This window comes from Moraxella sp. K02 (assembly GCF_041154755.1).
Lineage (GTDB): Bacteria > Pseudomonadota > Gammaproteobacteria > Pseudomonadales > Moraxellaceae > Faucicola.
In genome coordinates this window covers 625,070-639,224 of the sequence record NZ_AP031590.1, presented here as the reverse complement: position 1 = coordinate 639,224, position 14,155 = coordinate 625,070, and the positions used below count along the sequence as shown (strand labels likewise).

The following is a 14,155-nucleotide window of genomic DNA, read 5'->3' as shown; positions in this document are numbered from 1 at the left end:
TTTATGGGTTTTATTGTACGGTGACTTGTCCGTTCATCAGCATGGGTAATAGCCAGTCTCGCAAATTCAATAGATGCTCATTTTCCATTTCATTAACTGCTACTTTCTCAAAAATTGGAGCAGCAAAAACAGTAAATTTATCTTGAATCATATCATTTGGTTTTATAATCAATAACTCTTCTAAAAAATTTCTGGATAATTCAACTTGACCAGTAGAACCATTTGCAGCAGTTTCAATAAGTGATTGATTTCTTAGCATAGCTAAAGATAAAACCAACGGCTTGATAATTTTTGAATTGCACCTTACAGCTGTAACATGTGAATCATAAATTACATTTTCTTCTGGCAACCTTTTAATAAAAGCAACTCGCCCTAAAGTTCCAACCCCCGTTGAGTTTATTAATATATCGTATTTAGCTAGGTAGCGTTCAGTATCTAAAATTCTATTTTTTACATCTCTTCTTGCAAAATCAAAATTAATAGTTTGGTTTCTAATACATTTTTGGTTCAAAACTAGCAATCCTTGCTCGTTCTCGCTATATATTGGTGAAATTCCACGGCGTATAAATATGGAAAGGTTAGCTAGACTATCAACCTCCCACCCTTTCGGAATTTCACGTTTTAGGATTTCGTTATAGACCATTTCACCGCCCGATGATTTGTAGGGCTTGCCGTTGTCATCGGGGAAGTCAAATTGGACAAACCAGTAATCGTATAGCGTTTTTGCCATCTGCTCTAACGTGGCGTTTATTTGATTATTTAAAGCGATTTTTTCATCAAGGGTTGATAGAACCGATGATATTTGCTTTTGCTCAGATTCACTTAAATTTTTTAGACCAATATTTTGCAAAATTGGCATTGTAAGAAATTTTGTTTGAGAGCCTTGAGATTTTTCTTTAAGCCTTTTTAATTCCAATTTTAAGGAATAGTAAATAAAATCAATATCAAATCCTTTTTTTGCTGTCAGCACATAGGTTCTTTGATAAGCATTGAATTTACCCTTGAATCTATTAACGTGAAAATTGCCTTTAGCATTATTGCCTGCAACTAGAACTACATCATCATCAAAAGCAAAACTATCAATAGTATCTGGAAATTCTGCACAGGTATAAAAAGGATATTGTCCATTTTGAATCGCTTGATTTGCATCAAGTTTGCCTGTGGTAATTTTACAAGCTATGCCAATATTGTTATTCATTTATCACCAAAATTAGTAAAATCTTTTTTAAAACCTTCCAAATACTCTTTTAAAATCATTTGGTTAATAGACTTAATCGCTTGTACATCTAACGGCAATTTTTGCTCCATCTTAAACCGTTTAATCACCGACGGCATCATCTGATTTTCAAAAAAACTCACATTCTCCAAAATCTGCGACAAATTCAACACCTTTTCATCGGCATCCGCTTTCACCCCAGTTAACGCTTCATGAATTTTTGCCTGCTCTCTACTCATCTCAGGCTTAGCCATCAAGCGTTTATGAATCCGTGCAAACTTCGCATCGCCTTCATACTTATTGCGTATCAACTCATTCTTGCGATTTAGCTCTTTAACCTTGACATAAATACTATCAAGGAGCGCCATATTCTCTCGCATTTCTACTTGCGACACTTCGCCCAAATTCTTTTTCTTAAAAATCCGCTCAAGCTCTTCACGTAAGGCGATAAACTCTGGGTCGTCTTTATCAAAATTACTGAGTAACCCTTCTCTAGTTTTACGCAAACTATCCTTCAAATCATCGGCAAGTTTTAGCTCCGCTTCGCTCACCTTTTTAAACTGAAATACAATGTCTTCAAGGGCTTGATTCAATAAATTGGTCGTGTCGCCTTGTTGCAAAGACTCTTGCAGGTTTAGCATGACAAGGCGGTCATTGGTGTAGCGATACAACAAATTAAGCTTTTCAAAATCCAGACGCTTTAACACGTCATAATCACCCTGAAAACGTGCCACGTTATACAACTCACGCGCAAGGCTTAACGCTTTATTTAACTCAAGGATAATTGCCTTATCATTGATTTGGCTAATTTCATCGCTAAATTGTTCAGCATTCTCGGTCGAATACTCAAATAACGCATTTTTGATGATGGCAATGTCTTGGTTGATTTCTTCGGCAGTTTTAAATAACTGGGAGTAGCCTGCAATATCGTCGCCTAGCTCACCTTGTAACTCATCAAAATAGGCTTTATTGGTTTTATCAAACTCTTTGCTAATATCGGCAAAATCGACCACATAGCCAAAACGAAAATCTTTGTAAGGGCGGTTTACTCGCGTTAAAGCTTGCAATAGATTGTGGGCTTTAATCAAGCGACCAAGATACAGCTTTTTGAGCCTTGGGGCATCAAAGCCAGTGAGTAGCATATTGTACACAAATAGAATGTCTATTTTACCAGCTTTAAAGTCTTCGACCCAGTCTTTACGCTCTTCTTTTGTACCAATATCGTGCAGGATAAGGGCGGATGACGTGGCATGACGGGGAATAAATCGCCTAGGCTCAGTTTGGTATTTTTCCACAAATAGCTGATGCATCAGCTTGGCTTGGTCGGAGCTGTCACAAATCACCATTGCCCCAATCGTATCATCTTGCATTGTGCCACGACTGGTCTCAAAGTCATTGATGATATAGTCAAGCATGGGTTCGACAAATTTTTTGTCACTGTAAATTGCTTTTCGGTCAATACTACCCTTTTCCACTTTGAGTTTTTTTAGGATTTCGTTTAGCTGGATTTGATAATTTGACTCAATTGCTTCACGCATCAGGCGAAGTGTATAGCCGTCTGCAATCGAAGCGTTATAATAGTATTTATGAATATAATTGCCAAAGGTCTCAGTGGTTTTGTGCTGTTTATTTTTTTGTTCAGCGGTATCGTCTTTTTTGCTAAAACTGCCAATTAACGGTGTACCTGTCAAACCAATTTTGATTGCCTGTCGGTCGGATTCTTCAAGGTTGGCAAGGAATGAGCCTTTCGGGTCATAGCTACGGTGGACTTCATCCAAAAAATAAACCCGTTGGATATTCACATTATAGTCATTGGTCGAGATGACATGGGGGTCATCTTTAAACTTATGAATATTGACCACAGTAATTTCAGGCTTGCCTGAATGGTTATGCAGCGCTTGGGTGGATTTGATATCCTTGCTAAAGGCTTCACGAGAACTAATCAAATGCACAATCAAACCACGAGCTTTGAATTCACGGTCGGCTTGTTGCAACAAGTCGAGCCTATCAACAATAAAATAAAACTTGGGAATCACCCCACGTTTGGCAAAGTAATCGGTTAAAAATCGTACATTATAAAAGGTTAAAGCAGTTTTGCCGCTCCCTTGTGTATGCCACACTACGCCTTTTTTAACGCCATTCTCTAGTGAATGGTTAATGGCAAAAGTAGCAAACATCTGCGGGTATCGCATGATGTGTTTCTGGATAGCTTTGCGGTCTTCTTTGACATATACCAATGCATAACGGAGCATAAAGGCTAACCGCTCACGACTAAGTAGAGACGTACAAATACGATTAGTCGGGCGGTCTGGATGTTTGTTGGTTTGAAATTCTGGACTGGTATAAATTGACGGATTATTGGTATCTTTTAAAACAAACTTTTCTTGCGCTTCGCTAATGTCTTTGAGCAACGTGGCAGTATTTTGCGGCGCTTCTTCACGGAAATAATTGAATTTGACTTCACTGTATGACGTGGTGGCATAAAATGCCCCTGTGACTGGCTCTGGGTCGGCAATGTCATACTCCATGTTATTAGAAAAAATCATTAACTGGGTAATATTCACAAAGCTTCTAAAATTTGGATTGGCAAATCGCGTATTGATACGTTTACGCTCCGCTATGACACCTTCACGGTTGTTAGGTTTTTTTACTTCAATAAAGACCAGCGGCATACCGTTAATCAGCAAGGTAATATCTGGTCGAAACTCTTCATCACCCCCTGCGATTTGAGTGATACAAGGTAATTCTGTGACGACATGAAAGCTATTATTATTGAAGTTAGTAAAATCAATGAGCTTAGTGCCAGACTGGTTTTGCAGTCGCTCAAAAAATGCCTGCCCCAGATCGTTATTTTTTAGCTCAAGCTTAATATCGGTAAGCAAGCGATTAATATCATCGTCTTTTAGGCTTGGATTAATTCGTTTAAGCGATTGAACAAAAATGGGGACTAAAATGTTACATTCCCCATCAAAATCGTCCTTGTATTCCTTAATCGAAAGATATTCATAACCTAGTCGCATGAGATGTAGGATAGTGGGGATTTTTACACGAGTATCTTCGGTTTGACGGTTCATTGTTCTATTCTTATTCAATAAAATGGTTTTGCAAATTTATTTTGGGAATCGAACTACTATACAAAATTTGTGCAATTAAACCAAATAAAAAAATAAAGCCATTAAAACATGGCTTTATTTATGCCATCAGTCATGCAGACCGACTAGCAATTTTGTGATGAATCCATTCCGCTACTTCACTAGCCACCCACGCGACCCGCACTTGAGAAAGCTGTACCTTTTTTGGGAAAGTTGGGTCGTAGTGATCAGACTTTTCATCAATCATGCGATAAATCGTGGCTCGGCTTAGACCAGTGCATTTAATAACATCTTGGATTGAGATAAGCTGTGGCATCACGATTGTTGTTAGCTGAAGGTTGGTTGGATTGATTGTTTTCATGATTAACTCCTGCATTGATACAAAGGGAATTTCCTTTCATATCAATGCGCTGTCTCATATTTTTTTACGCCATCTCATCTTAGCTAACCTTCCTCACACTCCGCCGAAGCTCATCCTCAAGCGACTACCACTGTCCATCGGATGAATGACTATCACTCCCCACTGACCGAACAATCCCATCATTATCCACATCAGCATTGTAAAACTCCTCCACGATTGCCAATCCCTCATCTGAATCCACCTCAAACGCTGAATTGGCATAGCCAAGCTTAGCCACCTCCTCTAACGCCTGCTGATTGAAGCCAGACTGCAATTGCTGCGCATGAATCGCCTGAGCATTTTCCACCGCATCCTTTAAGCTCACATTATCCTGCAAGGTCAAATCCACGTAATAGATGGGCGTACGATAGCTTTGTGTCGTACTCTTCCCACGAATCGTCAGCTGTAACGGTAAGCAAGACAACAACCCACCCGATACCGCATTAAAGTAGCTTAAGCGAGCCATCAGCGTTCTGATTGAATTGTAGCCCGTGGTACGAAAGATAAATGAGCCTAACTCATCGACATCATCTAAGTTGGCATATAGTCTTCCGAACACTTTACAGTTACCATTTTGTCCGATTGGGCATAATTCTGGACTGGGGCAAGGCAATTGCTCAACGCCGTTTTGGGTACGTCGTTGGCACAGCTCACCATTACCCACACAGATAGGTCTGCCTGTTTGCCGATCAAACAGCGTATATTCGGCTCGAAGGTTTAACTCAGGCGTGTTAAACAGCATCCGTACCGGGATTTGACGTAGCTTGCCATTTGCTTTGGTTTGGCGTAGCTTGTCATCGAGTGGATGCTTAATCCAACCCTCCTTGCTTTGCACTTGGCTGGTAATGGTGAATTGGTCATCTTTCTCCGGTAAGCGTTTACCATTTTTCTCAACGACCTTACCAATGGTGATTCTGCCTAAGATAGGCGGTGTGATGGTTAACCCTTTAATCATGGGTGTTCTCCTTGGTTTAATTTAATAAATGGGTTTAAAAGGCTTGCTTAATTGGCTGACTGAATCAAATAAAAAGCCCATGCTTGACCAGCAAACATGGGCGATACAGTGATTAGGATAATGGGATGCTTGTTAGCTTGAATTACGCCTTGGTATTCACTAGAAAACGACGACTGCCTTGCCTTACCTGTGGATATTGATTAAGTAGTTCAGGTTGGTCTTTGAGCAGTGCCTTTGTATCTAAACTCACGCTATCTTTAGCTTTCTTCCAGCTAACTGAGCCATTGGCAAAGGTGGCAAGCTCTGCTGTTTTCATTACCTGCTGAATTTGCTGTTTGAGAAAATCAAAGCGGTGTTGATGGTGATCAATCAGCTTTTTCTGCTCGGTCAATTCATTAAACCAAGTGTTTAAGATGTCATTGTCCCGATAGTCAATCATTTCACCCTGACTAGTGGGATAAAGCTGGCTTAAGGCTTTTGCTGCTGACTCACTACCATCAGCAGGCGGTGGCACATCCTGTTGCACATACTCCCAGAACCGGCGTTCTTGCTGAATGAGTTGATTAATGATTAACTCATCGCGTTTGATTTCATACACCCGAGCTTCATGCCCACAGATGAGTACACAGACATGGGCTAAGCTTTTACCTGTCACCGCTAACTGGTGCTGTACTTGGCAAGTGACATACAGCGGCACACCATGCTTCCATAGCTTTGCGCCATGCTCCCCTGTGGTTTTAATCTCAAGAACCCCCACTTCTGATTTATTAACAGCATAATCAAGATTGGCAAGCATAAAGGAGTTATCGGGGTCAGGATGTTGCAGGACTGCGTTAACACGGCGAACTTTATTGCCTGTCTTAGCGGTGTAGTACTTGGCAATAAGGGGTTCTAACTCTTTACCCCAATACAGTGGTGAATAGGCATTTTCTATCAGCCCATCGGATAAGTCTGGGTTTTGTCGTCCTGTCTTGATGAGCCATAGCTCAAGCATAGACATGTAAGGATTAAGCCCACAAGCGGCAGCGGCATCACTGCCACCAATGCCTGTGTTGCGAACGGCTAACCAGTCTTGATGGGTTAAATCTTTGATTTCAGCGAGGCGTTTGGCAGATTTGGCTCTACTAGGTTTCACTTGGGTAATAACTTTGGCGACGTCTTTATCTTGGGCAGGTGGTATCGGTAGGGTTAAATCATTCATGGTTTTTCTCCTTTGGTTAAATGTTTGTAAAAAAAGGGCATAAAAAAACCACGCCTTATTGCTAAAGCGTGGTGGTTACAGTGTTTTAGATAGTAGATAAATTGCTTTAAGCGACTTGTTTTAATGACTGATGCTAAGCAATCAGTCGCATCGCTTCTTCAAGCCCCTTTTGCTTTAAGTTTGCCCCAGTGCCAAACCAAGCTGAGTCTAACCGATGGTCGGTAGACATAGCCCGGCGTTCATGGTCAACAAATTCAGTCACGGCACACAATAAGCCATAAGCGGTATCACGGGCGGAGTCTAAGTCTGCACCACGACCTTGCCCATTGAACATGGTCATGATTTGATTCATGGCTTTGGCATTGGGAACCGCCTTTTGGGTTTTCTTATTGGTTGGGAACATAATCAGCGTATCGTCAACATCATTGAACAAGCGGTTGAGATAGTTGGTGGCTTGTGCTTGAGTTATCCGCCGTTCAGTGAGCTGCTTCATTTGGTACATATGTTCATTCCACTGATTGATGGAAATCCCGAGTTGGTTTTTTACCTTATTAGCATCAAACACAGTTGAGTGTGGCACTTTGACCACCCCACTTGATTTGTCCGCTAGGCTAATTGCAAGGGTATTGTTACACACCACCCGAATACTGGTAAATTGGGCAGTAGTTGCCAACGTACCATCACAAGCGGTTGCCAGTAAGATATAGCCATTACTGACATCTTTGCCTTTTAATGCCGTGGATTGTCCTGTTTTCGCCAGTGCCCAGAACTTACGACCGCCTTTGAGTACGCCTGCGGTTTCAAGCTCAAAATCTGCTTGCTCAGTCAAATCCCGATAAAACTCCAAGATTTCACGTGGCTGGACTTCTTGATAGCGTTGTGAGACGACGGATAGCGGTTCAAGCGTATCTGAGCGATACAGTACCTTGTTATCGGCAAATGGCATAATGAGCTTGCCACCTGCGGCATGATTGGCATAGTAGCTGACATCGGATGATTCGATTGTCCAGTCCATGCCTGCTTGCTCTGCCCAAACTTCGATGGGTTGATTGGGGGTAAGCTCGTTACCTAAACCGTGCCAAGGGGTTTCACCAACATATGCCATTGTTTGTAGTTCGTGTGACATGAGATATTCTCCTTTTTTGTGTTAAGTTTAATAGATTGGATGGACAGGCTATGTCCCATTTAGCGTTGTTGCATCAAAGACATATTCACAGTCAATGCACTGCATTTGCTGTGAACCTGGAAAGATGGTGAATTTGGTTTGTACTAAACTTATCGCAATATTAGCGACCGTGCTGATGGCAATACCTGCATAGGGTGGCAGTCGATAAGCATTACAAATACTGGAACTTAACCCCTCTATAATCCTAGGATGCAATAGTGTCTGGTTTAGGGGTAAGCTAAAATTAATATTATCATTACCAAGCTTGTATACATTGGATGAATGACAGTTAGGACATAAGGTTTTTATGGGCATAGAAACTCCTTGTTAGGTCAAATTTGTGGCATAAAAAAAGGTCTGCTTTTTAGGGCAGACCTTTAATGTGCGTTTATGGTTGAAGGTGCTTAGATAGTCATATTAGGCTTTCTTCTAGTGAATAATATATATTTGAAATTTTTTAAAAATTTGATCACTTTCTTTTATTTTAATATGCCCTTGCCAAACGTTTTCATACCTGATGGCTTAACAACTAGATATTGGTCAAACTTAAGCGGGGCTGTTAAATACAAGGCAGTCGATACAGCATTTTGCATCTCATGGAGGTTATTTCGATGGATTCTGCCGATACCCAATCTACCTTGCTGTTGATAGCTATATTTGGTTTCAGGATTATTAGAATTATGATACTCGCCTAATCCATTCGTGATTTTCAGCCACTTTTCGCCTATCTCTTTGCCAATATGGAAGTCGGCTTGGCGTTTTGAACCATCATATACTAGCCATAGATGGCAGTGATATCCTTTTTCTACTCCTTGTTCAATTGCCCAGGCATGTCCCACTAAGTCTCTAAAGCAAGTTTTCCTATTCGAAATCAAATCACGTAAACTGACCATGTTCTCTTGAAAATCTTCGAGACTTATCAAACTTCTCACTTGTTTTTTATAAGACAGGGTAACAAAAACTACTAAAGATTTTGCGTATTTTTCAAGCACTTGATTAGCATACCCATACAACTCATTACGATTAGTATTTTTCTGCTTGATTTCCCTATTATATTCAGACCAAATTAGTGGCTCATACGATAATAAATAATATATAAATCGATTTGCTGACTCTGCATTCCAAATATACTCACTAAGCAATATTTCACCAATACAAGCATGACTCGCACCAACAAACGCATCAATGGTTCTGCTGTAGCAGTAATCATTATCATAAATTTCAAAAAATGATCTTTGAAACTGATTTAGAGTCGAAACAACACTTAGTATATCTATCGATCGTAGACTGCTATGTTGATTTAGAATGTTTTTTACAAAGCTATCGATTTGGTGAAAAATGCTAATAGATTCTAGATTTAAAACTGGCATTACCTTTACTCCATTTGATTGATTTCATATCAAATGGAGAATCAATATTTTTTCAGTCCAATAGTTTTGAACTAAAATCGATCAAATAATCTTATATTTATTATTATTAGATATATACCTTCGTCTTCCAAAAAATTTGAGCCCTAGAATGACAACAATTTTGAGTAATAACTAATTAGAAAAAAGGGATTTATTAAGGTATTAGGACAGATGAATTTAAAAATGGACTTGACTCAGAATTTGCATTTTAAATTGTTAATCAGAGCTTTTTTAGAAATCTGAAAACTACCTAAACAACTTTTTTATCAATTTAGCTACCAACCAACCTTTAAGATTATGTTAATAAAATTAGTACTTTTGAAAAAACTTTACCGAATTAGAGTGATATAGAATTTAAATTTACAGATAATCATATAACACCTGCTTAAAAATATATTTTAACTCAAATTTTAGTGCTCTCTTTACAATTTAACTATATTTTGGCTAAATAGCTGATTTATCGGTATTTGTATACGTTTTAGCTACGGTTTAGATATGATTAAGTTATTTTTAGGAGTTGATATTGATACGAAAAATGTATATATTTGACTCATGTTTTTGTTGAATTGGATAGAATAAAGTGAATAATGAATTGAGAACTTTACACGTGAATTCTGGATTTTTAGAAAGTTCTTTACAGAAGATTGAATCTCATAATGTAGGGATGGCAATTACTCAAGACAAGGACTTTTATAAATATTACTTAAATATCATAAGGACATTTTCTATCAATGATGCCAAGCAACTTATTTATATTTATAGGCTATATGAAGGACTGTTTCCTAACTTCGACTTTTTAACCGAAGAAGATGTTTTAATTGAATTGAATACCATCGTTCAAAACATGCCTACCCCTTCGAAGAATTTAGGTAAACTATTGTCATTTAGGTCTGATAGCCTATTGCCAACAGGTACTCATCAATGGATTTATAAGAATAGCATCGCAATGTTAGTTTACGCTCACATGCTACCCAGTGAGCTATTAACTAAAGTTTTTTATGGGCTAGATGAATTAAAAGACGCTTTTGAGAATATGATTAACTTTAGCATACCAGAGGAAGATATTATTTCAGGTCAAGTTGTTTTTAGAAAAATTGATTTTGGTAAACCTATCAATAAAGATAAAATCATCTATGAATTTAATAAGTTAAAGGGTCACTACTTACAAAATGAGATACCAAAAAATAAGCTGAAAAAAATTTATGAGGCAACAGATGACCAGTTAGATGCTATATTAGAGAGTTTAGATAAAAAAGGTCTAAGAATATTAAAGGAAAGATTTTTCGCTATTGATAGAGTTGATAAATTGAACTTGGTAATCGCTTCGCTTAATTCGATACCTAAAGATGGCATATTCGAAGAAAGGGAATTATCTGAAGATAAGTATGGTGAACTTCAAGTTAGTCCAAATCAAAATATTATGATTGCATCGCAGGATGGTGTTATCATTTTAGCTGATGATAGATATGGCTTTGATCGTAATAAATACAAATATATTGTAGTTGAGGGATATAACGTTCCAAATACAAGGACGTTTTATGGAGGACATACACCTATACTAGCAAGTTCATTGCCCGAAGGTAAATATCAACTTAGATATGTCGGTAAGAAAGAAAAAGTTAAAATAATTGAAAATCCTGAAGAAGTTTTAGAGCAAATAAAGAGGTTGCTCAAGTCAAGGAATATTAGATTGAAAAAGAAAATAGCTAGAAATAGTGAAGGATAAAATTTTTATAACGGTAAACAAAATATTAAGACTTAATTATCAAGTACCCCAGTAAGTACCCAATTAAGTTTTATATAAAGTTAAATATAATAAATACAATGATTTACATAATTAAAATGGTGCGCTCGGCGGGACTCGAACCCACGCCACAGGCTTCGGAGACCTGTACTCTATCCAGTTGAGCTACGAACGCTTTGATTGGGATTGAAAAAAAGCAGTGGGCTATTTTAGCAAACTTTTCGTACAATAAGCAAATCATCAAAATTACTGCTAAAAACTGCTCGGCAAAGTTGATAGCACATATTAAATAAGCATAGCTTTTTCAGATAATTTTCCCTTATAATAGTATGGAAAATAAATCTATGTAACATTTATCGCATCAACGGATACAATCGAGCAATCTAATGGCTCATATTGTTCGTTTTAAAAGTATTACGATAATTTAATTCACCTGTTTGAGAGAACGTGACGAATGAAAAAAGTAGTGATGTTATCAGCGGTTACTATGCTAAGTCTTGCGGGTATCGCTGTCAGCCAAGCTGAGGATAAAGCCAGTGCCCCCGCAGCGGCATCAGCTACCGCTAGCGCTTCAAGTACCGCGACAGCCTCAAGTACTACAACTGCTTCAGCCCCTGCATCCTCTGCCGCTCCCGCAAAAAAAGAAGCAGAAAAAGCACCTGAAGACCCACCTCAAGTTGCAAAATTGGTTGCATTATACCCAAATCTAATCGCACGTATTGCACCCCAAGGTAAAGTTTGTTTTGAAGGTAAAGAGTGTGATATCACTATTGCCGCTGCATTGGGCGCCGCTGACCCAAACAAACCACGTGAAGGCAAAGTAATTTATGAAGGTGTGTGCCATACTTGTCACACTGCAGGTCTGTTAGGTGCACCTAAACTGGGTGATAAGGGTGCATGGAGTGCTCGTATTGGTAAAGGGACTGCGACTTTACATCAACATGCTATTCAGGGTTTTAACGCTATGCCAGCAAAAGGTGGTAATGCGGATTTGCTAGATGTGGAAGTGACCAACGCGGTTGATTATATGGTGTCTCAATCCAAATAGTCATTTTTAGCCTAGATGAAGCCTATCAACTGATAGGCTTTTTTAATTGTATCATTGATATAATTTAATTTAACCAATATAAACTTAGTTCACGCAAATCTTTAAACTGTCCAATCCATCCCCATTAAGGCCTCACCTTTAACCAGAACCTGCATTGCTATGGCAAACTTTGACACTACCATCCCTGCTCTAAAAATCACCCAGCTTACCAAAACCTACCCAAATGGTTTTGCAGCACTCAAAGGCATTGATTTGACCGTACCCCAAGGTGGATTTTTTGCCCTACTCGGTCCCAATGGTGCGGGTAAATCCACCACCATTGGTATTATCAGCTCGCTATTTAAACCCAGCTCAGGCTCGGTAGAAATTTTTGGGGTAGATTTGCTTAAACAGCCTGCCAAAGCCAAGCAGTTCTTAGGCGTGGTGCCGCAAGAATTTAACTTTATGCAGTTTGAAAAAATCGAAGATATTTTGATTGCCCAAGCGGGTTATTTTGGCATACCTCCCAAGCAATCTCGCCCGCGCGCCGAAAAACTGCTTAAAGCATTGGGGCTTTGGGAAAAACGCGACAACAAAGCACGTATGCTCTCTGGCGGTATGAAGCGCCGTTTGATGATTGCGCGTGCTTTAATGCACCATCCCAAACTGTTGATTTTGGATGAGCCGACTGCGGGCGTGGATATTGAACTGCGCCGCTCGATGTGGGATTTTATGCAGCAAATCAACACCCAAGAAGGCACGACCATTATTTTAACCACCCATTATTTAGAAGAAGCTGAGCAGCTGTGTAAAAACATTGCTATCCTTGACCAGGGTGAAATTCGTATCAATACTGATATGAAAAGTTTGCTTACCAGCCTTGATGTGGAAAGCTTTGTGTTTGATTTGGCGCAACCTTATCCCGCCTCCATTGCTTTAACCAATGTGGTAAAAACCAAACAGCCAGATCCGTTGACCCTTGAAGTCACACTCAAAAAAGGCGACAGTTTAAATGACGTATTTGCCCAGTTGAATGCTCAAAATATTCAGGTAGCGAGTATGCGTAATAAAGCCAATCGCCTTGAAGAGTTGTTTTTGGGGATTGTTGAAAATAATTTGACTGAAAAATTGGAGAATTAAGATGGATTTTCAGCACCAGTTGGTTGCATTTAACACCTTGTTAGTCAAAGAAATCCGCCGAATTCTTCGCATTTGGCCGCAAACGCTGTTGCCCCCTGCCATCACCATGAGTTTGTATTTTATCATCTTTGGTAAAATGATTGGCGCGCGCGTTGGCGATATGGGCGGTGTCTCTTACATGCAGTTTATCGTGCCTGGCTTGATTATGATGTCAGTGATTACCAATAGCTACTCCAATGTGGTATCGAGTTTTTTTGCCACCAAGTTTCATGGTAATATTGAAGAGATGCTGGTCAGTCCGATTTCTAAACATACCATTTTACTGGGTTTTATCGCGGGCGGTTTGTTTCGGGGGTTGACCATTGGCGCGATTGTGACGGTGCTTGCGTTGTTTTTTACTCAGTTATCACTGGTGCATGCGTTTGTCACGATTTTTACTGTGGTGATGACCTCGGCATTGTTTTCGCTGGGCGGTATGATTAATGCGGTATTTGCGCGCTCGTTTGATGATATTTCCATCGTACCCAGTTTTGTGTTGACACCCTTGACGTATTTGGGCGGTGTGTTTTATTCACTGAATGATTTATCGGGATTTTGGCAAAACATATCGCTACTAAACCCCATTGTTTATATGGTCAATGCTTTTCGCTATGGTATTTTGGGTCATTCAGATGTCAATGTATGGTCATCTTTGTTGGCGATTGGGATTTTTACCGCGATATTTTATGGCATTGCGTATTATCTTTTAGCAGATGGCTCACGCGTTCGTTTATAACTTAGATAACTTAGATAACTTAGTTAAATTC

Annotated in this window: 11 protein-coding genes and 1 tRNA gene; 4 read left to right on the top strand and 8 right to left on the bottom strand. The window is 39.3% G+C overall.

The genetic code is table 11. From position 1 onward, the window contains the following. Window positions 1-10 precede the first annotated feature (10 nt). The 7 genes from ACAM39_RS02900 to ACAM39_RS02870 form a co-directional block, all read right to left on the bottom strand. Window positions 11-1,198, bottom strand: coding sequence for a restriction endonuclease subunit S (locus ACAM39_RS02900; RefSeq protein WP_369628167.1), 1,188 nt, complete (start codon window positions 1,196-1,198; stop codon window positions 11-13). Then, window positions 1,195-4,290, bottom strand: coding sequence for a type I restriction endonuclease subunit R (locus ACAM39_RS02895; protein ID WP_369628166.1), 3,096 nt, complete (start codon window positions 4,288-4,290; stop codon window positions 1,195-1,197). Before ACAM39_RS02895 ends, ACAM39_RS02900 begins: the two co-directional genes overlap by 4 nt. A 130-nt stretch (window positions 4,291-4,420) precedes the next feature. Beyond that, on the bottom strand, window positions 4,421-4,669 hold the full coding sequence (locus tag ACAM39_RS02890) for a helix-turn-helix transcriptional regulator (protein WP_081454561.1): 249 nt from the start codon (window positions 4,667-4,669) through the stop codon (window positions 4,421-4,423). Window positions 4,670-4,793: 124 nt separating this feature from the next. Continuing rightward, the gene (locus ACAM39_RS02885; protein ID WP_369628165.1) at window positions 4,794-5,663 is read right to left on the bottom strand and encodes a recombination directionality factor; all 870 of its coding nucleotides are present in this window, start codon (window positions 5,661-5,663) and stop codon (window positions 4,794-4,796) included. Window positions 5,664-5,805: 142 nt separating this feature from the next. Further along, window positions 5,806-6,864: a YqaJ viral recombinase family nuclease gene (locus ACAM39_RS02880; protein WP_369628164.1), complete on the bottom strand. Its 1,059-nt coding sequence runs from the start codon at window positions 6,862-6,864 to the stop codon at window positions 5,806-5,808. Window positions 6,865-6,997: 133 nt separating this feature from the next. Then, window positions 6,998-7,990: a DUF932 domain-containing protein gene (locus ACAM39_RS02875; RefSeq protein WP_369628163.1), complete on the bottom strand. Its 993-nt coding sequence runs from the start codon at window positions 7,988-7,990 to the stop codon at window positions 6,998-7,000. A 518-nt stretch (window positions 7,991-8,508) separates the two neighbouring features. Then, the gene (locus ACAM39_RS02870; protein WP_128680609.1) at window positions 8,509-9,399 is read right to left on the bottom strand and encodes a YagK/YfjJ domain-containing protein; all 891 of its coding nucleotides are present in this window, start codon (window positions 9,397-9,399) and stop codon (window positions 8,509-8,511) included. A gap of 646 nt (window positions 9,400-10,045) precedes the next feature. Between ACAM39_RS02870 and ACAM39_RS02865 the strand changes: the two genes are divergently transcribed. Then, complete coding sequence (locus ACAM39_RS02865; RefSeq protein ID WP_369628162.1) at window positions 10,046-11,164, top strand: hypothetical protein; 1,119 nt, start codon at window positions 10,046-10,048, stop codon at window positions 11,162-11,164. 117 nt (window positions 11,165-11,281) lie between these two features. Here ACAM39_RS02865 and ACAM39_RS02860 read toward each other — a convergent pair. Beyond that, window positions 11,282-11,357: transfer RNA gene (locus ACAM39_RS02860), tRNA-Arg, on the bottom strand. A 279-nt stretch (window positions 11,358-11,636) separates the two neighbouring features. On the opposite strand from ACAM39_RS02860, the gene ACAM39_RS02855 reads away from it, so the two are divergent. The 3 genes from ACAM39_RS02855 to ACAM39_RS02845 all read left to right on the top strand — a co-directional run bounded on the left by ACAM39_RS02855 (window position 11,637) and on the right by ACAM39_RS02845 (window position 14,124). Further along, a complete protein-coding gene (locus ACAM39_RS02855) occupies window positions 11,637-12,230 on the top strand; it encodes a c-type cytochrome (RefSeq protein WP_369628161.1) in 594 nt (197 codons plus the stop codon). A 159-nt stretch (window positions 12,231-12,389) separates the two neighbouring features. Next, complete coding sequence (locus ACAM39_RS02850; protein WP_369628160.1) at window positions 12,390-13,349, top strand: ABC transporter ATP-binding protein; 960 nt, start codon at window positions 12,390-12,392, stop codon at window positions 13,347-13,349. A gap of 1 nt (window position 13,350) precedes the next feature. Continuing rightward, a complete protein-coding gene (locus tag ACAM39_RS02845; protein WP_369628159.1) occupies window positions 13,351-14,124 on the top strand; it encodes an ABC transporter permease in 774 nt (257 codons plus the stop codon). The last annotated feature ends 31 nt before the right edge of the window (window positions 14,125-14,155 follow it).

Coding starts and splice junctions, on each gene's coding strand:
- ACAM39_RS02900 (WP_369628167.1), bottom strand. CDS start 1,198: ATGAATAACAATATTGGCATAGCTTGTAAAATTACCACAGGCAAACTT.
- ACAM39_RS02895 (WP_369628166.1), bottom strand. CDS start 4,290: ATGAACCGTCAAACCGAAGATACTCGTGTAAAAATCCCCACTATCCTA.
- ACAM39_RS02890 (WP_081454561.1), bottom strand. CDS start 4,669: ATGAAAACAATCAATCCAACCAACCTTCAGCTAACAACAATCGTGATG.
- ACAM39_RS02885 (WP_369628165.1), bottom strand. CDS start 5,663: ATGATTAAAGGGTTAACCATCACACCGCCTATCTTAGGCAGAATCACC.
- ACAM39_RS02880 (WP_369628164.1), bottom strand. CDS start 6,864: ATGAATGATTTAACCCTACCGATACCACCTGCCCAAGATAAAGACGTC.
- ACAM39_RS02875 (WP_369628163.1), bottom strand. CDS start 7,990: ATGTCACACGAACTACAAACAATGGCATATGTTGGTGAAACCCCTTGG.
- ACAM39_RS02870 (WP_128680609.1), bottom strand. CDS start 9,399: ATGCCAGTTTTAAATCTAGAATCTATTAGCATTTTTCACCAAATCGAT.
- ACAM39_RS02855 (WP_369628161.1), top strand. CDS start 11,637: ATGAAAAAAGTAGTGATGTTATCAGCGGTTACTATGCTAAGTCTTGCG.
- ACAM39_RS02850 (WP_369628160.1), top strand. CDS start 12,390: ATGGCAAACTTTGACACTACCATCCCTGCTCTAAAAATCACCCAGCTT.
- ACAM39_RS02845 (WP_369628159.1), top strand. CDS start 13,351: ATGGATTTTCAGCACCAGTTGGTTGCATTTAACACCTTGTTAGTCAAA.